We start from the raw sequence: 22,957 nt of genomic DNA, 5'->3' as shown, positions 1-22,957 counted from the left end.
CCCCGACGACGCGCAACGAGTGATCGACGACCTCGCCCAGGGTGGTCACTAATCTGAAGCAACTCAGGTCAAGCAGACCAAGCGGGTCGGATGCGGCTTCACCAACATGGACAACTACAGAAGGCGCATCATGGTCCACATCGCCCTCACCCGAGGGCAGAGACCAGCGGCATGAATCAGCACCCGCCCCGCTCAAATGCGGAGAGCCTCTTTGAGTGTGACCGTGTCCACAACGCTCGGATCTCCGCGGACGCACCGCGGATGACACACGCTGCGGCACAGCACAAATGGATTACCAACTAACGCTCAAGTTTAGAAGCGGACTGCCGAGCCCTACGCGTACGCCCGAGCCCCCCGCCTCCCTTCGTGGAGGAGACCCAAAGTTCTCAAACGGTCCCTCCTCCTGGTTCAGGCGCAACCAGCGGCCAGACCTGGCTGGGCGCATTAGTGGGAAAGGGCTTCTGACCAAGCGGCTAGAGCACCGTAGAGATCCTCAGGGAGGGAGCGCGGCAGCTGGTATGAGAGTGCGTCGCAAACGTCGAAGCCGTATGCGCCGCAGTGCGTCTGGGCAACTTCCGCGAGTCGCTCGCTATCACGGATGCCTCCGGATCTCTTCGGGGGCCACGAGCACGTGGAGCTCGCAAACGTCGTACGCTACGAAGCCCGGACCCACCTGGTTACTCACGCACCCGGGCCGCCCCTCGTTCGGTTAGCCGTAGCCAGAATCCGGCACCCATTGGCCTCCACGCGTGTCGTTCGAGTTCGGCTTTAGATCGAGCCAAGTATTCATCCTTCGGAACCGTCCAGTCCTCAAACCCCGACTCACCGAGATGACCCGGCACCATTAGCCCGTTTCGGTAGAGGTCTTCGAGAAATTCGAAAACCAGCGCCTGCCCGGTTGCGCTTATATCGCCCCCAGCCGCAGTCCAGATCACCTCGTCAGCACTCACCCAATCATCGCTGCCAAGTTGGAGAAGCTTGTCGACAGCATCCCGGTTAGCCATCGAGGTGCACCTTGAGCGGGTTTCCGTCCATGGGAAAGATGTCAATCGTTTCGCCTCCTGATGCCGATGTCGTTCGCCACTGGATAACTGTACCGTCGCGCAATCTGAAGACGTCTGGGATCTTAGGCCCTCGAGAGGCCAACCGCTCGGCTCCGGTGGTCCAGCTCTCAAACAGACCGCGCAATTCGTCCGCAGAGGGAACGGTCCTGACCGAGCTTTGCTTACCGCGCGACAACGCGCGGAAATTGGCAAGGACGTCATCGGTGCTGTGCGCCACCGTCGCCGCCGCGTTCGCGGATTGAGTTGCGTCATCGGACCTTCGTGCGAAGCCGCGGAACCACCTTGCCGCGGCGGTCGCTGCCACCGGCGCCAGTGCCGGCAGTACCCCGACTGCAAGTTCCAGGGCGCCTGCCACTGCCACCCGGGCGGGCTCCACAGGCCGGCCATCGAGCAGCGAGAACGCGGCCTCGTTGGCCGCGCCGGCAGCGAAGAGCGCACCAGCGCAGCCGATGCCAAACGATCCGACGCACGCGACAGCGGCACCGGCCGTAGTTGCAGCGAGCGTGCCAGCCTTGGCCCCCAGCCGGACGACTTCCGTCGTCACCTGCTCGCCAAGCTGCTCCTCCTCGGGACTTGTGTAACCCAAGGGCGAGAACCCGCCCACGCCGACCTCGTTGACGTGTCCGTCGGTTTCGATGCGGTTGATGGGGTTGCCGCCGGCGAAGGCGTACCGGTTGCTGTTCCACGGGTCAGCGGCCAGGTTCAGGTCGGCCAGGGCGCCGTTGTACATGTCCCGGGTGGTGAAGCGGTTCAACCCCGGGTTGTAGTCACGGAAGCCCATGTCGTACTCACCCGAGGCGGCATCCCACCGCTTCGCGTTGAACCGGTACACGTTGTACGCCTCGGCACCGGGCTCTGCCACGGACGGCTTGTCGACCCCGGTGAACCGCGCCGTGTCGTCGCTCCCGTACGCGGTGTACCCGTACGTCGACCGCGTCGACCCATCCGCCTTGGTGAGGGTCTCGACGTCCGAGTGCGCGTTGTACCCGTAGAACGAGTCCTCCCACACCCCCGCGCTCGTCTTCCTCGACTGCCCGAGCCGCTCGCCCGTCGCCGAGTACGTGTACCTCGCCTCGACCGCGCCGGTGGCCGCGTCCAGCTCCTCGAGCAGCTGCCCGGTCAACCCCAGGTACGCGAACTCGGTCGTGGTCGCGTCCGCGGTGCCCGCCCCGGTCGTCTTCGACACCGTCCGGTCCAGCGCGTCGAACCCGTACCGCGTCGTCGCCAGCGCCCCCGCGTCGGTGACCTTGCGGTGCTCGATGACATGGTCGAACCCGTCGTACACCTTCCGCTCGAGCTGCTTACCGGCCGAGGTCACCGACTCCAGCCGACCGAACGGGTCATACGTGTAGCTCGCCGAGGTGGTCCCGCTGGCCCAGGTGAGCAGCCGGTTCCGGTCATACGCGAACGAGGTCGCGACCCCGCCGATGCTCTGGGCGATGACGTTGCCGTTCGCGTCATGCGTGTACGACTCGCTGCCGGCCCCCGCCCCCGTCTTGGTGACCGTGGCGACCCGGTCCAAAGGGTCGAACGTGTAGGTCGAGGTCGTCGCCACCAACGGAAAGGGCAGCGCACAGCACGTGTCGTTCCTCGTCTCGAACCGGACCAAACCTTGGCGAAGAATTTACGAACTGCTGACCTTTGTGGCGACCATGCCGCGAACGATGACATCAAGTCCCGTCGCGAACGACGTGGCCACCTCGGCAACGTCGCGCCCGACGTACGAGGGGTCGGCGCCGGCCACCTGACGCTCGTTCTGCTCCAGCGCGACGGAGCCGAGGATGTGGTGGACGAGTAGGTCGGTCACCGCGTCACGCGAGGCGGCGGGCACCCCGGCGCGCTCCACCAAGCCACGCAGTTCCCCCAACGCGGTGACGGATCCGCGCTCAGCGGCATACGCGATCCCGACGACATCGGCAGCGTCGGGCACCGGAGCGAGGGCGCGTCGGACCGCCGTGGCCAGGTCGACCAGGGCGGCCTGTGCGGCTCGCCGTGACCCGCCCGATCCCGCGCTGGGGACCTCCTCGAGCAGGGCCGCGGCGACCTCGACGAGGAGCTCCTGCTTGCTCGCGACGTGCCAGTAGAGCGCGCCGGGCTGGACCTCGAGCTCGCGGGCCAAGCGGCGCATCGACAGGTCGGCCAGACCGTAGCGCCTGAGCAGCTCGACAGCGGTGGAGACGACGTGCTCGCGGGTGAGTGCCACACGTCACCTCCTCCTCACGTGGGCGCGATTGACATCGTGCCATGTCCCGACGGCATACTGAACGCTGTTCAATTGAACGCCGTTCAGGACAGGAGCGCCATGCCGACCACCTTCGACCAGCTCGCCGACTCCGTGCTCGCCGGGACGCCGCCGACGCCGGCCGACGCGCTCGCCGCGCTCCAGGCGGCCGACGACGACCTCCTCCCCCTCGTCGCCGCCGCCGGCCGCCTGCGTCGCGCCCACTTCGGCAACACGGTCAAGGTCAACTACCTCGTCAACCTCAAGTCCGGCCTGTGCCCCGAGGACTGCGGCTACTGCTCGCAGCGGCTCGGCTCGGGCGCCGACATCCTCAAGTACACGTGGCTCAAGACGGATGAGGCAATCGAGCAGGCCACCGCTGGTCTGCGCGGGGGCGCGACCCGCGTCTGCATGGTCAGCAGCGGCCGCGGCCCGACGGACCGGGACGTCGAGCGGGTCGCCGGGATGGTCGGCGCGCTCAAGGCCGAGCACCCGGGCGTCGAGGTGTGCGCGTGCCTCGGCCTGCTGAAGGACGGCCAGGCCGAGCGGCTGCGCGAGGCGGGCGTCGACGCTTACAACCACAACATCAACACCGCCGAGTCGCACCACGACGACATCGTCACCACCCACACCTACGCCGACCGCGTCGACACCGTCGAGCGGGCCCAGGGCGCCGGACTCTCCGCCTGCTCCGGCCTCATCGCCGGGCTGGGCGAGTCCGACGAGCAGCTCGTCGAGGCCGTCTTCGCGCTGCGAGACCTCGGGTCCGACTCGATCCCTGTCAACTTCCTCATGCCCTTCGACGGGACACCCCTCGAGGGGACGTGGGAGCTGTCCCCCGCGCGCTGTCTCAAGATCCTCGCGATGGCGCGGTTCGTCTGCCCCGACAAGGAGATTCGCGTCGCGGGTGGCCGCGAGATGCACCTCCGGTCGCTCCAGGGCCTCGCCCTCCATGTCGCCAACTCGATCTTCCTCGGCGACTACCTCACCTCCGAGGGGCAGGCCGCGGAGGCCGATCTCGAGCTCATCCGTGACAACGGCTTCGTCGTGCTCGGCGCTGAGGACGCTGCGATGTCGGCGGGCGGGCACGACCCGTCGATCCGCCGCCGCGGCGCGGGCACCGAGTTCGCCCCCAATGCCTGACGTCGCCGTGCGCTCGGTCAGCGAGCGCGACCGCGGGCTCGTCTGGCACCCCTACGCCCCCCTCGACGGGCCGATGCCGTATGCCGCTGAGTCCGCTTCCGGGGTCCGGCTCACCCTGCGCGGGGCTGGGGACGACCGGTTCGAGGCCATTGACGCGATGTCGTCGTGGTGGTGCGCGATCCACGGGTACCGCCACCTGGCGCTCGACGCCGCCGCGCACGAGCAGATCGACCGGTTCAGCCACGTGATGTTCGGCGGGCTGACCCACGAGTCGGCCGTGTCGCTCGCCGAGCGCCTCGTCGCGCTCGCCCCCGGCATGGCGCACGTCTTCTTCGCCGACTCCGGCTCGGTCTCGGTCGAGGTGGCCCTCAAGCTGTCCCTGCAGTACCAGGCGGCGCGCGGCCGGGCCGGCCGGCAGCGGTTCCTCACCGTCCGGGGCGGCTACCACGGCGACACCTTCGCGGCGATGAGCGTCTGCGACCCCGTCGACGGGATGCACTCGGCCTTTCCCGGCGTCCTGGCCCGGCACGTCTTCGCCCCGCGCCCGCCCGCAGCCCGGCTGCCGCTGGACGCCGAGCGGCCGGCGGCGCTGGTCGAGGAGGTCGACGCCTGGGCCACTGGCTTCCGGGAGCTCGCCCAGCGGCATACGGACGATTTGGCCGCCATCGTCGTCGAGCCCGTCCTCCAAGGGGCCGGGGGGATGTACGTCTACGACCCCGAGTGCCTGCGCGTCATGCGTGAGGTCGCCGACGAGCACGGGCTGCTCCTCGTCGCGGACGAGATCGCCACGGGCTTCGGGCGCACCGGGCGGATGTTCGGGTGCGACTGGGCCGGCGTCGCGCCCGACGTGATGTGCGTCGGCAAGGCGCTGACCGGTGGCTACCTCACCCTGGCCGCGGTGCTCACGACGGCAGACGTCGGCGAGGTCATCACGCGCTCGCAGTTCCGGGCCCTGCTCCACGGGCCGACGTTCATGGCCAACCCTCTGGCGTGTGCGGTCGCGGGGGCTTCGCTCGACCTGCTCGATCGCGGCTGGCAGGCCGAGGTCGGCCGCGTCGAGCGGGGACTCGTCGCCGGGCTGGCTCCCTCGCGAGACCTGCCGTCCGTCCAGGACGTCCGTGTCCTCGGAGCGGTGGGCGTCGTCCAGCTCGACCGGCCCGTCGACGTCATGCGGGTCACGCGCGCCGCGCTCGAGCGAGGTGTCTGGGTCCGCCCGTTCCGCGACCTCGTCTACACGATGCCGCCCTACATCACGTCCGAGGCCGACGTCGCCACGATCGGGGCCGCCATCGTCGGCGCCGTCGAGGAGGTGCACGGCCGATGAGCGGCACGGTGTGGGACGACTGGCTCGCCGAGCGCGCCGCGTTGCGGGTCGAGCGTGGGACGGTCCGGGCCGACCCGGTCCTGCGCGACTCCGGGGGGCGGGCGCGGCTCGACCTGGCCAGCAACGACTACCTCGGCCTGTCCCGGCACCCTCGGGTCATGGCGGCTGCGAAGGCCGCGATCGAGCGCCACGGTGCCGGCGCAACCGCCTCGCGGCTCGTGACCGGTACGTTGCCGATCCACCGCGAGCTCGAGTCGGCACTCGTCGCCCTCACCGGGCAACCCAGCGGCCTCGCCTTCTCCACCGGCTACGCGGCCAACCTCGGCGTCCTCACCGCGATGGCCGGCCGCGGCGCCGAGATCCTCCTCGACGAACACGCCCATGCCTCGCTGCACGACGCGGCCCGCATGTCCCGCGTGCCGTATGCGACCTTCCGCCACAACGACATCGACGACCTCGACGCCGCGCTCGAGACGCGGCAGGGGTCGCGGGTCGTCGTCGCAGTCGAGTCGATCTACTCGGTGCTCGGGGACGCCGCGCCCCTCGTGGCGCTCGCCGAGGTGGCCGCCCGACACGACGCCCTGCTCGTCGTCGACGAGGCCCACGGCATCGGCGTCGCCGGGCAGGGGCGCGGGCTCGTGGCCGAGCTCGGCCTCGTCGGCGCGCCGAACATCGTCGTGACGGCCACCCTCTCCAAGTCGCTCGGCGCCCAGGGTGGTGCGGTGCTCGGCTCCCCGGCAATCCGCGGGCACCTCGTCAACACGGCCCGCAACTTCATCTTCGACACCGGCCTGGCGCCCGCAGCGGCCGGTGCCGCCGCCGAGGCTGCCCGGCTCATCGCCGCCGACCCGACCCTCGCGGCTCGGGTCCGGTCCAACGCGGCCAGCATCTCGGCGAAATGCGGCATCGACCAGTCCTCCGGGGCTGTCCAGTCCATCCCGATGCCGTCGCCAGAGGTCGCGGTCGCGGCGTGTCTCGACCTGCGCGAGCGCGGCGTGCTCGTCGGCTGCTTCCGCCCGCCGAGCGTGCCCGACGGGATCTCGCGGCTCCGAGTCACGGCAAGAGCCGACCTCTCCCCCACCGACGTGGAGCAGGCAGCCAACCTCGTCGCCGAGGTCGCAGCGGCACACAGGCTGCACACCCGACCCAAGAGCCAGTCGAGTGTGCACAACCTGCGGACTGCTCCCGCGCGAGAACTGCACACTCGACCAGAGGGGGGCGGGGACATGCCCCGGGTGCTCATCATCACGGGCACCGACACCGAGGTCGGCAAGACCGTCGTCACCGCAGCCACTGCGGCTGTGCTGGCGGGTGCGGGACTGAGCCCAGCGGCATACAAGCCCGTCCAGACCGGCGTGACACCCGGCGAGCCCGGCGACATGGGTGAGGTCGAGCGGCTGGCGGGCATCCCCGTCCGGGAGGGCGCCCGGCTGCGCGCGCCCATGGCCCCGCGCCCCGCGGCCGCGCTCGAGAACGCCGCTCTCCCCACGCTCGCCGACCACGTCGACACGATCAGCAAGCTGGCCACCGAGCATGACCACGTCCTCGTCGAGGGCGCGGGCGGCCTGCTCGTCGAGCTCACCGGAGCAGGCGAAACCCTTGCCGACCTGGCTCAGGCGCTCCCCGACGCCGCGGTGATCGTCGTCGCCCGCAGCGCCCTCGGCACCCTCAACCACACCACACTCACGCAAGAAGCCCTGCGCTCGAGGGGAATCCGAAGCATCGGGACCGTCATCGGATCCTGGCCGAGCGCGCCGACCCACCTCGAGCTGACCAACCGCGACCATCTCGCGGCCCGGCCCGAGGGCCTCCTCGGGTTCGTCCCCGAGGGCGCGCCGAGCCGGGGCGACTTCAGCGACCAGGCGCCGACGTGGCTGGCCGGGCTGGGTCAGCGCCTGGGGACGCCCTGCCGGATCAGCCCGTAGACGATCCCGTCCGTGAGGGCCCGCCACGAGGCAGCGAGGATCGAGCCGGCAACGCCGATGGTGTCCCAGGACGTCTCGCCGTCGGACATCTCGATGAGCACCCGCGTGATGGCATCGGTGCCGTGGGAGGCGTCGAGGATGCGGACCTTGAAGTCGATCAGCTCGAGCTTCTCGATCTCGGGGTACGCCTTGGTCAGCCCCTCCCGGATCGCGTGGTCAAGTGCGTTGACCGGGCCGTTGCCCTCGCCGACCGCGAGGTGGCGGGCGCCATCGGCGACGAGCTTGACGGTGGCCTCGGACGTCGCGTCGCCGTGGGCCGACGAGTCGGTCATGACCCGCCACGACTCCACCTCGAAGTACGTGGTGCTGCCGGGCTCGAGGGCCTCCCGGACCATGAGCTCGACCGTCGCGTCGGCGGCGTCGAAGGTCCAGCCGCGCTGCTCGAGGTCCTTGACCTCCTGCAGCACCGAGGCGACGACGTCGGGCCGGTCCGACAGGTCGAGCCCCGACTCCTTGGCCTTGAGCTCGATGCTGGCCCGGCCGGCCATGTCGGACACCAGAGTCCGCATGCCGTTACCGACGAGCGCCGGGTCGAGGTGCTGGTAGAGGTCCGGGTCGACCTTGAGCGCACTGGCGTGCAGGCCCGCCTTGTGGGCGAACGCACTCGCACCGACATAGGGCTGCCGGCTGTAGGCCGGGACGTTGGTGATCTCGCTGATCGCGTGGGCGATGTGCATGGCCTTGCGCAGCGACTCCCCGCTCATCGCGTCGAGGCCGAGCTTGAACTGGAGGTTCGCGGCGACCGTGACCAGGTCGGCGTTCCCGGTGCGCTCGCCGTAGCCGTTGAGAGTGCCCTGGACGTGGGTGGCGCCGGCCCGCACGGCGGCGACCGAGTTCGCCACGGCGCAGCCGGTGTCGTTGTGGCAGTGGGCCCCGACCCGGGCCCCCGTGGCGGAGATGACGTCGGCGACGACCTGCTCGACGACGTGGGGCAGCATCCCGCCGTTGGTGTCGCAGAGCACGACGACCTCCGCGCCGGCCTCGTGCGCCGTGCGCACGACCGACAGCGCGTAGTCCCGGTTGAGGTGCCAGCCGTCGAAGAAGTGCTCTGCGTCGAGGAAGACGCGCCGTCCGGCCGCCACGAGGTGGGTGACCGTGTCGCGCACCATCGCGAGGTTCTCCTCGAGTGTGGTCCGCAGAGCCTCCTCGACGTGTCGCACGTGTGACTTGGCGACGAGGCAGACGACCGAAGTGCCGGCCTCGAGCAGGGCGGCGACGAGCGGGTCCTCTCCGGCCGAAGAACCCGCACGCCGCGTTGCCCCGAAAGCGGCCAGCGTCGCATGACGCAGGTGCAGCTCGGTCTTGGCGCGCTCGAAGAACTCCGTGTCCTTCGGGTTCGCCCCGGGCCATCCGCCTTCGATGAAGTCGACCCCGAGGTCGTCGAGCAACCCGGCAATGGCGAGCTTGTCCGACACCGAGAGGTTGAGCCCCTCTTGCTGGGCGCCGTCGCGCAGGCTGGTGTCGTAGACGTGGAGCGCTTCCATGGCCTTCATTGTCCTTGAACTCGGTGGGGTCGGCGTGGCCGTTCGCTCCTCGGTCCTTCTCATTCATCCGTATGCCGCTGGGCTGGGTGTGCTGTGCGGCTCTCCCCCGCTTGTGGCCGGGGAAACAAAAAGACCCCCCGGGTAGGGAGGTCTGCGCGACGAGGGTCTCTCGTCGCGCTACACGATAATGAGCGTGCTTGTGGCAGGCCTGAGGAGGTGCGTCACGCGGTCATCGTGGCAGCCCGCCGCGGCGCCCGAAACCGCTCGTCCGCATGGTGGACCCGCTGCCGGGCCCGGTGTGCCGGACATCACACCGGCGTGCGTGCCCGTTCCCAGCGGTTCTCCAGACCGATGCGCTACGTGGTCCTAGCGTGGGGAGAGGCTCTTGGTCCGAGGGAGGACACCATGAAGCGTCTCACCAGGTTCGTCGCCATCCTCACCCTCGTCGCCGCAGGCTCCGCCGGCACGGCCGCAGCCACCGCCGCACCGCCGGCCCCACCGCCGGGCCTTCCGCTCTATCTCGCGCTGGGCGACTCGATCGCCAACGGCGAGAACTCCAACGCCCCGGCCGACGTCGACGACTACTGGGTCGCAGTCGCGGCCTGGCGCGCGAACGGCTACGTCACGCCGCTCACGGCCTACCTCAAGGGGGCGATGAACTGCCTTCCGGCGGCAAGCGACAAGGCTGCGGACGGCTGCCGCAACCTCCAGCTCACCAACCTAGCCCGCTCCGCCGTGCCGGCTGACGGCAGCCAGCCGAGCAAGCCGGGCGTGACGTCGACGCTCTTCATCCAGGAGCAGCTCGGTCGTGCCGAGGCGATCCTCAAGGCGCGCAACCAGGACGACAACCCGCGCAACGACGTCGAGGTCGTCACTCTCACGGTGGGCGGCAACGAGATCTTCGACGCCTTCATGACGGGTGACGAACAGGTCCTGGCCGCAGCCTTCGGCACCTTCATCGGCAACTACAACCAGATCCTCGCTCGCCTGCGTGCGGCGGCTGGGCCGGACGCCGAGATCCTGACGATGACGTACTTCAACCCGCTGCCCTACTGCGGCTTCTTCACTGACCCGAACGTCGGCCACTACTACGGCAACCTCGTCCTCGAGCAGATCGCGACCCCGGTGGGCAACGGCCTCAACGGTGTCATCCGCACCATCTCCGCCGTCTACGACGCCGTCCCCGCTGAGGTCTACGGCCAGCTCGGCGACGGCGACTTCGCCAACTGCAAGCACCCGGACGAGTCCGGTTACGCGAAGATCACGACCGCGTTCACGACGGCCTGGGTAGCAGCTACCCAGGGCTGATGCACGTCGAGTGTGCAGCTCCTGCCGACACGAGCTGCACACTCGACTCGATCGCGGCCTGAGGTCAGCGGGCTGTGGGAGCCCGCCCAGCGGCATACGACCTCGCTGCCGTGACGAGCGCCACGAACAGGCGCGGGTCCGAGCTCTCCTCCGGGTGCCACTGGACGGCGAGCCGGAAGCCGGCTGAGGGGTCCTCCATCGCCTCGAGCGTCCCGTCGGGCGCCCAGGCTGACGCGACGTAGCCGGGATGGGTGAGGACGGACTGGTGGTGGTAGCTCGGCACGTCGACCTCGGCGCCCAGGATCGAGGAGGTCACGGTGCCCGGGACGATCTCCACCGGATGTCTGCCGAACGTCGCCGGCGCCGGCGCGTGGTCGTCGTGCCCGACCCGCTCCGGCACATGCTGCTCCAGCTCTCCCCCGGCCGCCACGGCCATCACCTGCATGCCCCGACAGATACCCAGGACCGGGAGGTCGAGGTCGGCGGCCACCCGCGCCATGGTGATCTCCATCGCGTCGCGGTCCGGCCGAGAGGCCTGCACGCTGGGGTGCCGGTCCGCGGCATACAGCTCGGGAGCAACGTCGACACCACCGGCGATGACGATGCCGTCGAACCGTGCTAGCAAGCTCTGAACCAGCTCCTCTTCACCGTCGAGACGGGGAGGGATGAGCAGCGCGATCCCACCGGCCTCCTCGACCTTGCGGACGTAGGAGTGCGGGATCAGGGCCGACGGCACGTCGATCCACGCGCCCTGCGACGCAGACTCAACGTAGGTCGTGATCCCGATGACGGGCCTGCTCGTCATCAGCCAGCCTCACAACGGGGTGACGTACGCGCCGGAGATGCCGCCGTCGACGAGGAACGTCGAGGCCGTGATGAAGCTCGACTCGTCCGAGGCGAGGAAGAGGACCGCGTTGGCCATCTCCTCCGGCTCCCCGAAGCGGCCCATCGGCACGTGGACGAGCCGGCGTGCGGCCCGCTCCTCGTCCTTGGCGAACAACTCCTGGAGCAATGGCGTGTTGACCGGGCCCGGGCAGAGCGCGTTGACGCGGATGCCGTCCCGGGCGAACTGGACGCCCAGCTCGCGCGACATCGACAGGACGCCACCCTTGCTCGCGCTGTAGGAGATCTGTGAGGTCGCCGCCCCCATGACTGCGACGAACGACGCCGTGTTGATGATGGAGCCGCGCTTCTGCTCGAGCATGTAGGGCAGCGCAGCCTTGCAGCACAGGTAGACCGAGGTCAGGTTGACCTCCTGCACGCGCCGCCACGCGTCCAGGTCCGTGTCGAGGATCGAGTCGTCCTCGGGAGGGCTGATGCCCGCGTTGTTGAAGGCGATGTCGACCGAGCCGTACGTCTCCTTCGCCGTGCGAAAGAGCGCGTCGACCTCCTCCTTGCTCGTCACGTCGACCTTGACGAAGGTGCCGCCCACCTCAGCGGCGACCTGCGGGCCCTGCGTCTCGTCGACGTCGCCGATGACGACCTTGGCCCCCTCCTGCGCGAACCGCCGCACGGTCGCCAGCCCGATCCCCGAGCACCCGCCCGTGACCACCGCGACCTTGCCTGCCAACCTGCCTGCCATGTCTCTCCTCCTCGTCGAGCTCACTCGGTGCTGATGAAGACGTTCTTGACGTCGGTGAACGCGTCGAGCGCGTCCGGACCGAGCTCCCGGCCGATGCCGCTCTGCTTGAAGCCGCCGAACGGCGTCCAGTATCGGACTGAGCTGTGCGAGTTGACCGAGAGGTTGCCGGCCTCGACCCCGCGAGCCACCCGCAACCCGGTGCCGAGGTCACGAGTCCAGATCGAGCCCGACAGTCCGTAGGCCGTGTCGTTGGCCTTGGCGATCGCGTCGGCCTCGTCGTCGAAGGGCATGACGGCCACGACGGGACCGAAGACCTCCTCCTGCCAGACCCGGTCGCGGGTCGTGCGTGGGAGGACGACGGTCGCGGGGTACCAGAATCCCTTGCCCTCCGGGGCCGCTCCACGGAAGGCGACCTCGACGTCCTCGTCGGAGTTCTCGACGTAGGACGCGACCGTCTCGTGCTGGCCGGCGCTGATCAGCGGGCCCATCTCGGTGGCCTCGTCCCGCGGGTCGGCCACGACGACGTTGTGGACGGCGGTCTCGAAGTGCTCCATGAACTCGTCGAAGGCGCTGCGTTGCACCAGGATCCGGCTGCGCGCACAGCAGTCCTGCCCCGCGTTGTCGAAGACGCCGTAGGGCGCCGCCGCCGCGGCCTTGGGAATGTCGGCGTCGGCGAAGACGATGTTGGCGCTCTTGCCGCCGAGCTCGAGGGTGATCCGCTTGACCTGGTCGGCGGCGCCACGCATGATCCGTTGCCCCACGGACGTGGACCCGGTGAAGCACACCTTGCGGACGTCGGGGTGGGTGACGAACCGCTCCCCCACGACGGACCCCTTGCCGGGCAGGACGGTGAAGACGCCCTCAGCCAGCCCCGCCTCGAGGGCGAGCTGGCCGAGCCGGATCGCGGTCAACGGCGTCAGCTCGGCCGGCTTGAGCACGACCGTGTTGCCGGCCGCGAGCGCCGGGGCGAACCCCCACCCCGCGATCGGCATGGGGAAGTTCCAGGGGACGATGATGCCGACGACGCCGAGCGGCTCCTTGAACGTGACGTCGATGCCGCCGGGCACCGGGATCTGCTTACCGAAGTTCCGCTCAGGCGCCGCGGAGTAGTAGGCGAGGACGTCGCGGACGTTGCCCGCCTCCCACCGGGCGTTGCCGATGGTGTGGCCGGAGTTGGCGACCTCGAGCTGGGCGAGCTCCTCCTGGTGCTCCCCGACGAGGTCGGAGAAGCGCCGGAGCAGTCTCGCCCGGTCGCCCGGAGCCACGGCCCGCCACGCGGGTCCCGCTGCCACGGCGGCGGCGATCGCGTCGTCCGTGCCTTCGATCGTCGTGAGCTCGATGGTGCGGACGAGCTCCTCCGTGGCCGGGTTGATGACGTCATGCGTCGTCGTCATGTGGTGCTGAACCTCCTTCGTTCGATGTGATCGATCGAGTCGTGCCTCGATCGATCACATCGACCCATGGTGTGAACGCCTTTCCATTAGAGCCGCTCGAAGCCGCGGCGCCGCTCCCAGTCGGTCACGGCGGCGTTGTAGGCCCGCAGCTCGACGTCGGCCGCGTTGACGTAGTGGTCCACCACCGCGTCGCCGAAGACGCGCCGCGCGAGCGCCGAGCCGTCGAGCAGGTCCCGGGCCTGCTGCAGGGTGGTCGGCACCTGCTCGCGGCCCGAGGTGTAGGCGTTGCCCTCGAAGGCGGGCTCGAGCTCGAGTCGCTCCTCGATCCCGTGCAGGCCTCCTGCCAACATGGCGGCAACCGCGAGGTAGGGGTTGACGTCGCCGCCCGGGACGCGGTTCTCGACCCGGAGCGCCGAGCCGTGGCCGACGACGCGCAGCGCACATGTCCGGTTGTCGTGACCCCAGGCGATGGTCGTCGGCGCGAAGGAGCCGGGCTGGAAGCGCTTGTAGGAGTTGATGTTCGGCGCGTAGAAGTAGGTCAGCTCTCGCATCGTCGCGAGGATCCCCGCCATGAAGTGGTCGAACAGCTCGCTGTGGCCGTGCGGCCGGTCCTCGTCTGCGAAGGCAATCGAGCCGTCCGAGCCGCGGAGGGACAGATGGATGTGGCAGGAGCTGCCCTCGCGCTCGTCGAACTTGGCCATGAACGTCAAGGACTGGCCGTGCCGCGCGGCGATCTCCTTCGCTGCGTTGCGGTAGACGACGTGGTTGTCGCAGGTGCGGACCACCTCGTCGTAGAGGAATGCGATCTCGTGCTGGCCGAGGTTGCACTCCCCCTTGGCTCCCTCGACGACCACTCCGGCGCGGTACATCTCGTTGCGGATCTCGCGGAGCAGCGGCTCGACCCGGTCGCCCCCGAGGATCGAGTAGTCCACGTTGTAGCGGTTGGCCGGGGTCAGCCCGGTGTAGCCGCGGTCCCAGGCCGCGTCGAAGGAGTCCTCGAAGACGATGAACTCCAGCTCGGTCCCGCAGTAGCCGGTGAGGCCGAGTGCCGCAGCCCGTTCAACCTGCGCCTTGAGCACGCTGCGTGGCGCCTGGGCCACCATCCCGCTGCCGTCGAGCCAGGTCAGGTCGCACTGGATCGTCGCCGAGTGCGGGGCGCCCGGCGTGCGCCGCAGGGTCGTCAGGTCCAGGTCGAAGAACATGTCGCCGTAGCCGCGCTCCCACGAGGAGATCGCATAGCCGTCGACGGTGTTCATGTCCACGTCCACCGCGAGCAGGTAGTTGCACCCCTCGGTGCCGTGCTCGAGCACGTGGTCGAGGAAGAAGTGCCCGTGCAGACGCTTCCCCTGAAGCCGCCCCTGCATGTCGGTGAAGGCGACGACGACGGTGTCGATTCCCCCGTCCTCGATCTCCGCCCGGAGCTGGTCGAGAGTGAGCCCTGGTGGTGCCGCCATGCTGTGCCTCCTGACGCTTCGGAACTGGTCGGTGCCGTCCCGGGTCACCCGATGAGACCACGCAGCAGGGCGGAGGTGGCATCGCAGTGCTCCTCCATCACCGCCCGCGCGGTCTCGGGATCGCCGGCGAGGATTGCCCCGACGACCTGCTCGTGCTGGTCGTTCGAGTGCTCGATGTTGCGGCGCAGCACGGGGATGGCCCCGAGCATGTCGTGGAGCGCGGACTGGGCGCGGGTCACCGCGTCGATGAGCATCGGTGAGCCGGCCAGGGTCGCGATCGCGAGGTGGAGGCGCGAGTCGGCCAGCCGGTGCACCGCTGGGTCCTCCGCGTCAGCAACGGCGGCCAGGCTCTCCGCCAACCAGGCCCGCTGGTCACTGGCCAGCGACCTCGTTGCGGCGAGCCACGCTGCACCCGGCTCCACCACCCGACGGAAGTCGAGCGCGTCGCTCATCGCAGCCCCGCTCCGCGCCTGACCGCGCGCGGGAGAGGAAGGCAGCTCAGCGGCATACGTCACCCACGTGCCACCGCCTCGTCCGCGGCGCGTCGTCACCAGCCCCGACTCGCGAAGGGCCGCTATGGCATCGCGCAACGTGCTGCGGGACACGCCGAGCCGCTCGGCCAGCTCGCGCTCGGGCGGCAGCTGTTGGCCATCGGAGAGGACACCCAGCCGGATGGCCCGGGCGAGGTGCTCCACCGTCGCCTCGAACGCGTTGCTGCCGCGGACGGCCTGCAACGCCGTCTCTGCGAGGTGGAGCTGCGGCATCGCGGTCACGGCCCGAGTCTTGACGTCAGACCCCACGCTGTCAAATGGTCTGTCTTCCAGCCATTGACCGGGATCTGGCGCGCGGTCTAGCCTCCGACTAGCCACGGAGCCTTGTGATCTCCATCTCAAAAGGTCCTCTGTCGCACCATCTCGTTCGAACTCCACCACGTCACGAGAGGAACCCCAGACGATGGCCACAGAGCCAGCAGGCGGCCGGCAGGTCAGGACGGGCGGCGGTGTCACCTACGCTCACGCCGGGTCGGAGTACTTCGAGAAGCGGGGCCTCAGGCGGCACGCCGGCGCCTGGTCGCTCTGGGCCCTCGGGGTCGCCGCCGTCATCTCCGGCGACTTCTCCGGGTGGAACCTCGGCATCGGAGAGGCCGGCTGGGGCGGCATGCTCATCGCCACCGTCGCCATCGGCCTGATGTACCTGCTGATGATCTACAGCATCGCCGAGATGTCCGCGACGATGCCGCACACCGGAGGCGCCTACTCCTTCGCCCGCTCGGCCATGGGGCCGTGGGGCGGCTATGTCACCGGACTTGCCGAGACGATCGAGTACGTCATCACCACAGCGGTGGTCGGCACCTTCGCCGGCCTCTACGCCGACGCCATCACCGAGGACCTCTTCGACTTCACCATGCCGCTGTGGCTCTGGGTCGTCGTCTTCTACGCCATCTTCGTCACTCTCAACTCGGCCGGAGCCGAGGCGTCGTTCAAGTTCGCCGTCGTGATCGCCGTCATCTCGCTGGCAGTGCTCGCCTTCTTCTTCATCTCGGCGATCGTCTCCGGCAAGGTCGACTTCGACAACCTCTGGAACATCGAGCCCGAGGCCGGCGGCAGCACCTTCCTGCCGATGGGCATCGCCGGCGTCCTCGCTGCACTGCCCTTCGCGATCTGGTTCTTCCTGGGCATCGAGGAGCTGCCCCTGGCCGCCGAGGAGACCCACACGCCACAGCGCGACATCCCCCGGGGGTCCCTGATGGGCATGTGGACGCTCCTCGTCACGGCATTCCTCGTCCTGGTGCTCAACCCGGCAGTGCTCGGCGCCAAGGAGATCGGGAGCAGCGGTGAGCCCATCCTGGATGGCTTCCGCGCGATCTTCCCGAGCAGCAACATCGCGTCACTCCTCTCGCTCTTCGCTCTCGCCGGTCTCGTCGCGTCGTTCCAGGGCATCATGTTCGCTGCCGGGCGCAACATGTACTCCCTCTCCCGGGCCGGGTACTACCCGAAGGTCCTGTCGCTGACCGGCGGGCGGAAGGTGCCCTACGTCGCCCTCATCGTCTCGGCCATCATCGGCGTCGCGCTCGTCTTCGGCCTGGGGACGATCCGCAACGAGCCGGGCGAGACCTTGGAGGACGCCCAGGTCGCCGTCGCCGGCCAGCTGCTCAACATCGCCGTCTTCGGCGCCGTGATCGCCTACTTCCTGCAGATGCTCGCCTTCCTCATCCTGCGCCGGAAGTACGCCGACGTCGTGCGGCCCTACGCCAGCCCGGTGGGCCAGTGGGGCGCGGTCGTCGCCGCGGTCATCGCCGGCCTCACCCTGGTCATCCTGCCGTTCAACGAGAGCTACCGGTCGGTGGTCGTCGGTGTCGCCGCGTTCTTCATTGCCGGCCTGCTCTACTTCGGCCTGTTCGGCCGCCACCGCCTCGTGCTCTCCCCCGAGGAGGAGTTCGCGATGACGCACGGCAAGCACGGCCACCCCGAGACCGAGGGGTACGACGTCACCGAGCAGATCCTCGAGTCCGGCGATCGGGAGGACGAGCCGCGCTGAGCCAGCGGCGCTGAGGGAGGGGCACGCGAGCGCCCGGGTTGACGAGCGTCAGCCCGGGCGCTCGCCATCGGCCTGCGTGTGCCAACCCAGGAGGTGCTCCAAGGTCTGCGCCACGCCGTCGTCGTCGTTGGACGGGCAGATCCGATCGGCGACCGCCCGCACCTCGGAGTGTGCGTTGGCGACGGCCCAGCCGACCCCGGCCCAGCGGATCATCGGCAGGTCGTTGGGCATGTCGCCGAAAGCCCACACGTCGCGCGCTGCGATCCCGAGCCGTGCAGACCATCGCTCGAGCGCAGCCGCTTTCGTGACGCCCGCCGCGTTGATCTCGGCGAGTCCGCCCGCCCCGGAGAAGGCGACATGGGCGCGGTCGCCGACCACGGCCGCCGCCCGCTCGAGGAACTCGTCGTCGCCGACCGTCGCTGACTTGGCGAGCAGCTTGCCCACCGGCTCCCCGTCCAGGTCGTCGATGGGAGCCTCGACGGCGTCACCGGGCACGACGTGGGACGGGTCGTGCGGGAAGTCCGACTCGAACCACAGGCCGCTCCCCCGTTCCGCGGCGAACGCGACGTCCGGCACGGCTCGGCGCAGGTCAGCGACGATGTCGTGGACGAGCCCATGCTCGAAGCCGGAGCTGGACAGCACCCTCCTCGCCGCGACGTCGTAGACGAAGGCCCCGTTGCCACAGATGGCCGTGCCGTGGCCACCCACCGCGGCAGCGAGCTCGTCGAGCCAGCGCGGCGGGCGTGCCGTGACGAAGACGACCTCGATGCCGGCTTCCTCGACCGCCGCCAGGACCGCACCGGTCCGAGGGGAGAGCGTCCCGTCGGACCGGAGCAGCGTGCCGTCGAGGTCGGTGGCAATCAGACGAGGCGCGTCATCCACCCGTGCGAGTCCTCGGCTCGGCCGTACTGGATGTCGAGCAGCCGGTTGCGGATTGCCGTGGCCACCGTGTCCTCGTGGCCGTCGCGGCGGTGGTCCACCGAGCCGCCGTCCCAGCGCAGCTCACCGACGGGTGTGACGACGGCGGCGGTGCCGCAGGCGAAGATCTCGACGATCTCGCCGGAGGCCGCGCCCTCCTTCCATTCGTCGATCCGGATCCGGCGCTCCTCGGGCTGGAGGTCGAGCTCCTTGGCCAGCTCGAGGATCGACGAGCGGGTGACGCCCTCCAGGATCGTGCCGGTGAGCTCCGGCGTGACGATCTTGCCGTCCTTGGTGACGAAGAAGAGGTTCATCCCGCCGAGCTCCTCGATGTACGTGTGCGTCGAGGAGTCGAGGAAGACAGCCTGGTCGCACCCGTGCTCGGCGCCCTCGAGCTGTCCCGCCAGTGACGAGGCATAGTTGCCGCCGCACTTGGCGGCGCCGGTGCCGCCGGCGCCGGCGCGGGCATAGGAGGTCGAGATCCACAGCGTCACGGGCTTGAGCCCGCCGGTGAAGTAGGAGCCGGCCGGTGAGGCGATGACCGAGTACGTCACCTGCTGAGCGGGTCGGACCCCGAGGAATGCCTCGGAGGCGAACATGAACGGGCGCAGGTAGAGGCTCTTCTCACCATCAGTCCCGGGGACCCAGTCCTGGTCGACGGTGACGAGCTGTCGCAGGGACTCGATGAAGTCCGCCTCGGGCAGCTCGGGCAGGGCCAGGCGCCGGGCCGAGCGGGCGAAGCGCGCCGCGTTGGCCTCGGGTCGGAACGTCCAGACGGACCCGTCGGCGTGGCGGTAGGCCTTCATCCCCTCGAAGATCTCCTGCGCATAGTGCAGGACGGCCGCGGCCGGGTCGAGCTGGAAGGGGCCGTAGGGCTTGACCCTCGCGCCCGTCCACCCGTCGGCGGCGCTCCAGTCGATCACGACCATGTGGTCGGTGAAGGTCTTGCCGAAGCCGGGGTTCTCCAGCACCTCGGCGATCCGCTCGGACGATGTGACGTCCTCACGACGGGTGACCTCGAAGGACAACTGGGCCATGGCAAACCTCCGTAGCGGCAAATCAGCGGTGATCCACTGCAGGCTATCGCCCACATGGTGAGACGGCGAAAAGGCCCCGATCGAGAGAGCAGTTCGCGACACGCCCGCCCGGGCAGCCGGGGGCCGCCATGTCGCGAAGTGCTCTCTCGACTGTCGCGAAGTGCTCTCTCGATGATCAGAGGAGCGCGGCGATGGCGTCCCCCACCTGGGACGTCGAGCGGACGGCCCGATCCCGCGCGGCGAGGTCAGCGGCGACGGCGGCCTCGACCCGGTCGGCCTCGTCGACGAGGCCGAGATGCGACAGCAGCATGGCAACCGACAGGACCGCGGCGGTCGGGTCCGCCTTGCCCTGGCCGGCGATGTCGGGGGCCGAGCCGTGCACCGGCTCGAACATGCTCGGGGTCGTGCGGGCCGGGTTGATGTTGCCCGAGGCGGCGAGGCCGATCCCGCCGGCAATGGCGGCGGCGATGTCGGTGATGATGTCGCCGAAGAGGTTGTCGGTGACGATCACGTCGAAGCGGCCCGGGTCGGTGGTCATGAAGATCGTGGCGGCGTCGACGTGCTGGTAGGCGGTCTCGACCTCGGGGAACTCGGACGCGACCTCCTGGACCGTGCGGCGCCACAGGTGCCCGGCGTGGGTGAGGACGTTGTGCTTGTGCACGAGGGTCAGGTGCTTGCGGGGCCGAGCCTGGGCGCGGGCGAAGGCGTCGCGGACGACGCGCTCGACGCCGAACCGGGTGTTGACGCTCACCTCGGTGGCGATCTCGTGGGGTGTGCCCACGCGCAGCGAGCCGCCGTTGCCGACGTACGGGCCTTCGGTTCCCTCCCGCACGACGACGAAGTCGATGCCGTCGGGGGCGACCCGCGAGACGTCGAGCGGGCTGGCCACGCCGGGGAAGAGCTTGGCCGGACGAAGGTTGACGTAGTGGTCGAGGGCGAACCTGATGGGCAGCAGGACCCCGCGCTCGAGCACCCCGCTCGGCACGGTCGGGTCACCGATGGCGCCGAGGAGGATCGCATCGTGACCGCGCAGTTCCTCCAGCACGGAGTCCGGGAGGAGCTCGCCGGTGGCGTGCCAGCGGCGAGCACCGAGGTCGTAGTCCGTCGTGGAGAACGTGGCGCCGCTCCCCGCGGTCGCAGCCTCGAGGATCTTGAGCCCCTCGCCGACCACCTCCGGACCGATCCCGTCGCCACCGACGACGGCGATCGAGTACTCCTTGACATCCGCTGAGCGCTGCACTGCTGCCATGCGCCCAAGCGTATGGATCGTCTTGTGATGTGGAACCGACGTCTCAGTTCCTGACATGCCTGAGGCCCTCGCCCCACGAACGGGAGAGGGCCTCAGCGCCGGACGAGCCGGCTCAGTCGTCGGTGTGGCCCTGGTCGCGCAGGTCCATGGACTCCTGCAGCGCCTGGCGGGCGGCCTTGGCGTCTTCGCTCATGGCAATCATTTCCTTCTTGGCAGGTCGAACGTGGTGGTTTCAGTGCTCTAGCCCTGGTGGGCGAGCCGTCAGCTCGGAGGGAACGCGGGATCTCCGCGGCGAGGTAGCTGACTACTGAAACTCGCCGCGGCTGGCAATAAGGAGTACGAGCTGCCGCGTCATGCAATTCACGCTACGCCCGCCTACCCGGGCGTACAGGGGGTTTCCAAGAAATGAGACGCGGTGCCCGCCATGCAGGCGGAAGATCTCCGTCATGTGACGGACCTCACCGAACCCCAGCACGCCACACGAGCAGCAGGTATGCCGCTGGGCTGGGTCCGCGCCCAACGCGCGGTCCCAGCCCAGCGGCATACGGGCAGGTGGCCTCAGTCCTCGAGGTTGACGACGGTGAACGTCTTGGCGTCCACCGCGGCGGCGATCTCGCCGGCCAGCTGGGCCGAGACCGCGCTGTCGACGTTGAGCACGCCAATGGCCTGGTCCGCCTGACGGGACACCTGCATGCCGCCGATGTTGATGTCCGAGTCGCCGAGGATCCGGCCGACCGCACCGATGATCCCCGGCCGGTCGGAGTACTCGAAGATGAGCATGTGGTCCGAGAGCGGCACCTCGAGGTCGTAACCGTTGATGCCGACGAGCTTCTCGACCATCTTCGGGCCGGTGAGCGTCCCCGACACGCTGACGATCGTGCCGTCGCTCAGCGTGCCGCGCAGCGTGGTCACATTGCGGAAGTCGCCGGCCGCCGCATCGGTGAGCAGGCGAACCTGGCAGTCCCGCTGCTCGGCGAGGACCGGCGCGTTGACGTAGGTCACCGCGTCCTCGACGACGTCGGTGAACAGGCCCTTGAGGGCGACGAGCTTCCACACGCTGACGTCGTGCTCCGTGATCTCACCACGGACGTCGACGTCGAGCTGGGCCGGAACGGCGCCGGCGACCGCGGTGAAGATGCGCCCCAGCTTCTCGACGAGCGGAATCCCCGGGCGCACCTCCTCGGCGATGAAGCCGCTCGAGACGTTGACCGCGTCGGGAACGAGCTCGCCCGACAGGGCCAGCCGGACCGACTTCGCGACCGAGATGCCGGCCTTCTCCTGAGCCTCCTCGGTCGACGCGCCGAGGTGCGGGGTCACGACCACGGACTCGTGCTCGAAGAGCGGCGACTCGGTGGTGGGCTCGGTCGCGAACACGTCGATGCCCGCACCTGCGACCCGTCCCTCGGCGACGGCTCGGGCCAGCGCCGCCTCGTCGACGATGCCACCTCGAGCGGCGTTGATGATCCGGACCGACGGCTTGACCTTGGAGAGCGCGTCCTCGCCGATGAGCCCGACCGTCTCCGGCGTCTTGGGCAGGTGGATCGTGATGAAGTCGGACTGGGCCAGCAGCTCGTCGAGGCTGACGAGCTGCGCGCCGACGAGCCCCGCCTTGGCGGGCGATGCGTAGGGGTCGTACGCGATGACCTTCATCCCGAAGCCCTTGAGGCGCTCGGCGACGAGGGCGCCGATCCGGCCGAGGCCCACCACGCCGGCCGTCTTGTCGAGAAGCTCGACACCGGAGTACTTGCTCCGCTTCCACGCGCCACCCTTGAGGGCCTGGTTGGCCGGTGCGATGTTGCGGGCCGTCGCCAGCAGCAACGCGATCGCGAGCTCGGCGGCGGAGGTGATGTTGGAGGTCGGGGCGTTGACGACCATCACGCCGGCCCGGGTCGCTGCCTGGACGTCGACGTTGTCGAGCCCCACGCCGGCTCGGGCGATGACCTTGAGCTGCTTGCCTGCGGCGATGGCCTCGCCGTCCATCTTCGTCGCGGAGCGGATGAGGATCGCATCGACGTCCGCCAGGGCCGGGAGAAGCTCGTCGCGGTTGGCTCCGTCGCAGGTGCGGACCTCGAAGTCCGGTCCGAGGGCCTCGATCGTGGCGGGTGACAGCTCTTCGGCGAGGAGGACAACGGGCTTGGTCACAAGGGATCCTTTCGGGGCGGGTGCGCGGCCCGAGGAAGGACGCGGGCCATTCATCGGCACCGCGATGTGCCGCCAGAAGTCTAGGCGCAGGCAACGGTCGAGGTCATCAGGTGT

General features: G+C 69.5%; 18 protein-coding genes. 5 read left to right on the top strand and 13 right to left on the bottom strand.

The annotated features are described in order from the left end of the window. Positions 1 to 996 precede the first annotated feature (996 nt). Positions 997 to 2,619, bottom strand: a complete 1,623-nt coding sequence (locus tag ABWV20_RS02560; protein ID WP_353353179.1) for an RHS repeat-associated core domain-containing protein — start codon at positions 2,617 to 2,619, stop codon at positions 997 to 999. Positions 2,620 to 2,688: 69 nt separating this feature from the next. Continuing rightward, positions 2,689 to 3,267 (bottom strand): TetR family transcriptional regulator, encoded by a 579-nt coding sequence (locus tag ABWV20_RS02555; protein ID WP_353353178.1) that lies wholly within the window; start codon positions 3,265 to 3,267, stop codon positions 2,689 to 2,691. A 99-nt stretch (positions 3,268 to 3,366) separates the two neighbouring features. Here ABWV20_RS02555 and bioB point away from each other — a divergent pair, with 99 nt between their 5' ends. Genes bioB through bioD form a run of 3 tightly spaced genes read left to right on the top strand, consistent with a single transcriptional unit; the run spans position 3,367 to position 7,677 of the window. Beyond that, positions 3,367 to 4,428, top strand: a complete 1,062-nt coding sequence (gene bioB, locus ABWV20_RS02550; RefSeq protein WP_353353176.1) for a biotin synthase BioB — start codon at positions 3,367 to 3,369, stop codon at positions 4,426 to 4,428. Beyond that, positions 4,421 to 5,752, top strand: a complete 1,332-nt coding sequence (locus tag ABWV20_RS02545; RefSeq protein ID WP_353353175.1) for an adenosylmethionine--8-amino-7-oxononanoate transaminase — start codon at positions 4,421 to 4,423, stop codon at positions 5,750 to 5,752. The genes bioB and ABWV20_RS02545 overlap by 8 nt, the downstream gene beginning before the upstream one ends. Then, the gene (gene bioD, locus ABWV20_RS02540; protein WP_353353174.1) at positions 5,749 to 7,677 is read left to right on the top strand and encodes a dethiobiotin synthase; all 1,929 of its coding nucleotides are present in this window, start codon (positions 5,749 to 5,751) and stop codon (positions 7,675 to 7,677) included. Before ABWV20_RS02545 ends, bioD begins: the two co-directional genes overlap by 4 nt. Here the strand turns inward: bioD and cimA are convergent. After that, positions 7,641 to 9,221, bottom strand: a complete 1,581-nt coding sequence (cimA, locus tag ABWV20_RS02535) for a citramalate synthase (RefSeq protein ID WP_353353172.1) — start codon at positions 9,219 to 9,221, stop codon at positions 7,641 to 7,643. The two genes, bioD and cimA, sit on opposite strands and share 37 nt — an antisense overlap. A 405-nt stretch (positions 9,222 to 9,626) precedes the next feature. Here cimA and ABWV20_RS02530 point away from each other — a divergent pair, with 405 nt between their 5' ends. Then, positions 9,627 to 10,529: an SGNH/GDSL hydrolase family protein gene (locus tag ABWV20_RS02530; RefSeq protein WP_353353171.1), complete on the top strand. Its 903-nt coding sequence runs from the start codon at positions 9,627 to 9,629 to the stop codon at positions 10,527 to 10,529. A gap of 64 nt (positions 10,530 to 10,593) precedes the next feature. Here the strand turns inward: ABWV20_RS02530 and ABWV20_RS02525 are convergent, their stop codons facing one another. From ABWV20_RS02525 to ABWV20_RS02505, 5 genes are all read right to left on the bottom strand, one after another. Continuing rightward, positions 10,594 to 11,334 (bottom strand): gamma-glutamyl-gamma-aminobutyrate hydrolase family protein, encoded by a 741-nt coding sequence (locus ABWV20_RS02525; protein WP_353353170.1) that lies wholly within the window; start codon positions 11,332 to 11,334, stop codon positions 10,594 to 10,596. 9 nt (positions 11,335 to 11,343) lie between these two features. Then, positions 11,344 to 12,111 carry a 3-oxoacyl-ACP reductase gene (locus ABWV20_RS02520; RefSeq protein ID WP_353353169.1) on the bottom strand — a complete coding sequence of 256 codons (768 nt, stop codon included), beginning with the start codon at positions 12,109 to 12,111 and terminating at the stop codon, positions 11,344 to 11,346. A 20-nt stretch (positions 12,112 to 12,131) separates the two neighbouring features. Beyond that, positions 12,132 to 13,505: an aldehyde dehydrogenase family protein gene (locus ABWV20_RS02515; protein WP_353353168.1), complete on the bottom strand. Its 1,374-nt coding sequence runs from the start codon at positions 13,503 to 13,505 to the stop codon at positions 12,132 to 12,134. A gap of 86 nt (positions 13,506 to 13,591) precedes the next feature. After that, positions 13,592 to 14,959: a glutamine synthetase family protein gene (locus ABWV20_RS02510; protein WP_353353167.1), complete on the bottom strand. Its 1,368-nt coding sequence runs from the start codon at positions 14,957 to 14,959 to the stop codon at positions 13,592 to 13,594. Positions 14,960 to 15,003: 44 nt separating this feature from the next. Continuing rightward, positions 15,004 to 15,723 (bottom strand): FadR/GntR family transcriptional regulator, encoded by a 720-nt coding sequence (locus ABWV20_RS02505; RefSeq protein ID WP_353353208.1) that lies wholly within the window; start codon positions 15,721 to 15,723, stop codon positions 15,004 to 15,006. A gap of 190 nt (positions 15,724 to 15,913) precedes the next feature. Between ABWV20_RS02505 and ABWV20_RS02500 the strand changes: the two genes are divergently transcribed. Continuing rightward, positions 15,914 to 17,497: an amino acid permease gene (locus ABWV20_RS02500; RefSeq protein ID WP_353353166.1), complete on the top strand. Its 1,584-nt coding sequence runs from the start codon at positions 15,914 to 15,916 to the stop codon at positions 17,495 to 17,497. A gap of 48 nt (positions 17,498 to 17,545) precedes the next feature. Here ABWV20_RS02500 and ABWV20_RS02495 read toward each other — a convergent pair whose 3' ends face one another. The 5 genes from ABWV20_RS02495 to serA form a co-directional block, all read right to left on the bottom strand. Beyond that, a complete protein-coding gene (locus tag ABWV20_RS02495) occupies positions 17,546 to 18,379 on the bottom strand; it encodes a Cof-type HAD-IIB family hydrolase (RefSeq protein ID WP_353353165.1) in 834 nt (277 codons plus the stop codon). Then, the gene (locus ABWV20_RS02490) at positions 18,358 to 19,452 is read right to left on the bottom strand and encodes a branched-chain amino acid aminotransferase (RefSeq protein WP_353353164.1); all 1,095 of its coding nucleotides are present in this window, start codon (positions 19,450 to 19,452) and stop codon (positions 18,358 to 18,360) included. The genes ABWV20_RS02495 and ABWV20_RS02490 overlap by 22 nt, the downstream gene beginning before the upstream one ends. A gap of 175 nt (positions 19,453 to 19,627) precedes the next feature. After that, positions 19,628 to 20,701, bottom strand: coding sequence for a 3-isopropylmalate dehydrogenase (locus ABWV20_RS02485; protein WP_353353163.1), 1,074 nt, complete (start codon positions 20,699 to 20,701; stop codon positions 19,628 to 19,630). Between the two features lie 112 nt (positions 20,702 to 20,813). Beyond that, the gene (locus ABWV20_RS02480) at positions 20,814 to 20,903 is read right to left on the bottom strand and encodes a 3-isopropylmalate dehydrogenase (RefSeq protein WP_353353162.1); all 90 of its coding nucleotides are present in this window, start codon (positions 20,901 to 20,903) and stop codon (positions 20,814 to 20,816) included. A gap of 356 nt (positions 20,904 to 21,259) precedes the next feature. Then, a complete protein-coding gene (gene serA / locus ABWV20_RS02475) occupies positions 21,260 to 22,843 on the bottom strand; it encodes a phosphoglycerate dehydrogenase (RefSeq protein ID WP_353353161.1) in 1,584 nt (527 codons plus the stop codon). Positions 22,844 to 22,957 lie beyond the last annotated feature (114 nt).

Origin of the sequence: Intrasporangium sp. DVR, assembly GCF_040365325.1 — a bacterium.
Taxonomy (GTDB): Bacteria; Actinomycetota; Actinomycetes; order Actinomycetales; family Dermatophilaceae; genus Intrasporangium.
Note: the sequence above shows the minus strand (reverse complement) of the source record. Positions and strands in the feature narration are given on the sequence as shown.

What these genes read in the sequence shown, in the direction of transcription:
- ABWV20_RS02500 (WP_353353166.1), top strand. Translation starts at nt 15,914, where the DNA reads ATGGCCACAGAGCCAGCAGGCGGCCGGCAGGTCAGGACGGGCGGCGGT.
- ABWV20_RS02490 (WP_353353164.1), bottom strand. Translation starts at nt 19,452, where the DNA reads ATGGCCCAGTTGTCCTTCGAGGTCACCCGTCGTGAGGACGTCACATCG.
- ABWV20_RS02510 (WP_353353167.1), bottom strand. Translation starts at nt 14,959, where the DNA reads ATGGCGGCACCACCAGGGCTCACTCTCGACCAGCTCCGGGCGGAGATC.
- ABWV20_RS02515 (WP_353353168.1), bottom strand. Translation starts at nt 13,505, where the DNA reads ATGACGACGACGCATGACGTCATCAACCCGGCCACGGAGGAGCTCGTC.
- bioB (WP_353353176.1), top strand. Translation starts at nt 3,367, where the DNA reads ATGCCGACCACCTTCGACCAGCTCGCCGACTCCGTGCTCGCCGGGACG.
- ABWV20_RS02480 (WP_353353162.1), bottom strand. Translation starts at nt 20,903, where the DNA reads ATGATTGCCATGAGCGAAGACGCCAAGGCCGCCCGCCAGGCGCTGCAG.
- cimA (WP_353353172.1), bottom strand. Translation starts at nt 9,221, where the DNA reads ATGGAAGCGCTCCACGTCTACGACACCAGCCTGCGCGACGGCGCCCAG.
- ABWV20_RS02530 (WP_353353171.1), top strand. Translation starts at nt 9,627, where the DNA reads ATGAAGCGTCTCACCAGGTTCGTCGCCATCCTCACCCTCGTCGCCGCA.
- ABWV20_RS02525 (WP_353353170.1), bottom strand. Translation starts at nt 11,334, where the DNA reads ATGACGAGCAGGCCCGTCATCGGGATCACGACCTACGTTGAGTCTGCG.
- ABWV20_RS02505 (WP_353353208.1), bottom strand. Translation starts at nt 15,723, where the DNA reads ATGCCGCAGCTCCACCTCGCAGAGACGGCGTTGCAGGCCGTCCGCGGC.
- ABWV20_RS02485 (WP_353353163.1), bottom strand. Translation starts at nt 20,701, where the DNA reads ATGGCAGCAGTGCAGCGCTCAGCGGATGTCAAGGAGTACTCGATCGCC.
- bioD (WP_353353174.1), top strand. Translation starts at nt 5,749, where the DNA reads ATGAGCGGCACGGTGTGGGACGACTGGCTCGCCGAGCGCGCCGCGTTG.
- ABWV20_RS02520 (WP_353353169.1), bottom strand. Translation starts at nt 12,111, where the DNA reads ATGGCAGGCAGGTTGGCAGGCAAGGTCGCGGTGGTCACGGGCGGGTGC.
- ABWV20_RS02545 (WP_353353175.1), top strand. Translation starts at nt 4,421, where the DNA reads ATGCCTGACGTCGCCGTGCGCTCGGTCAGCGAGCGCGACCGCGGGCTC.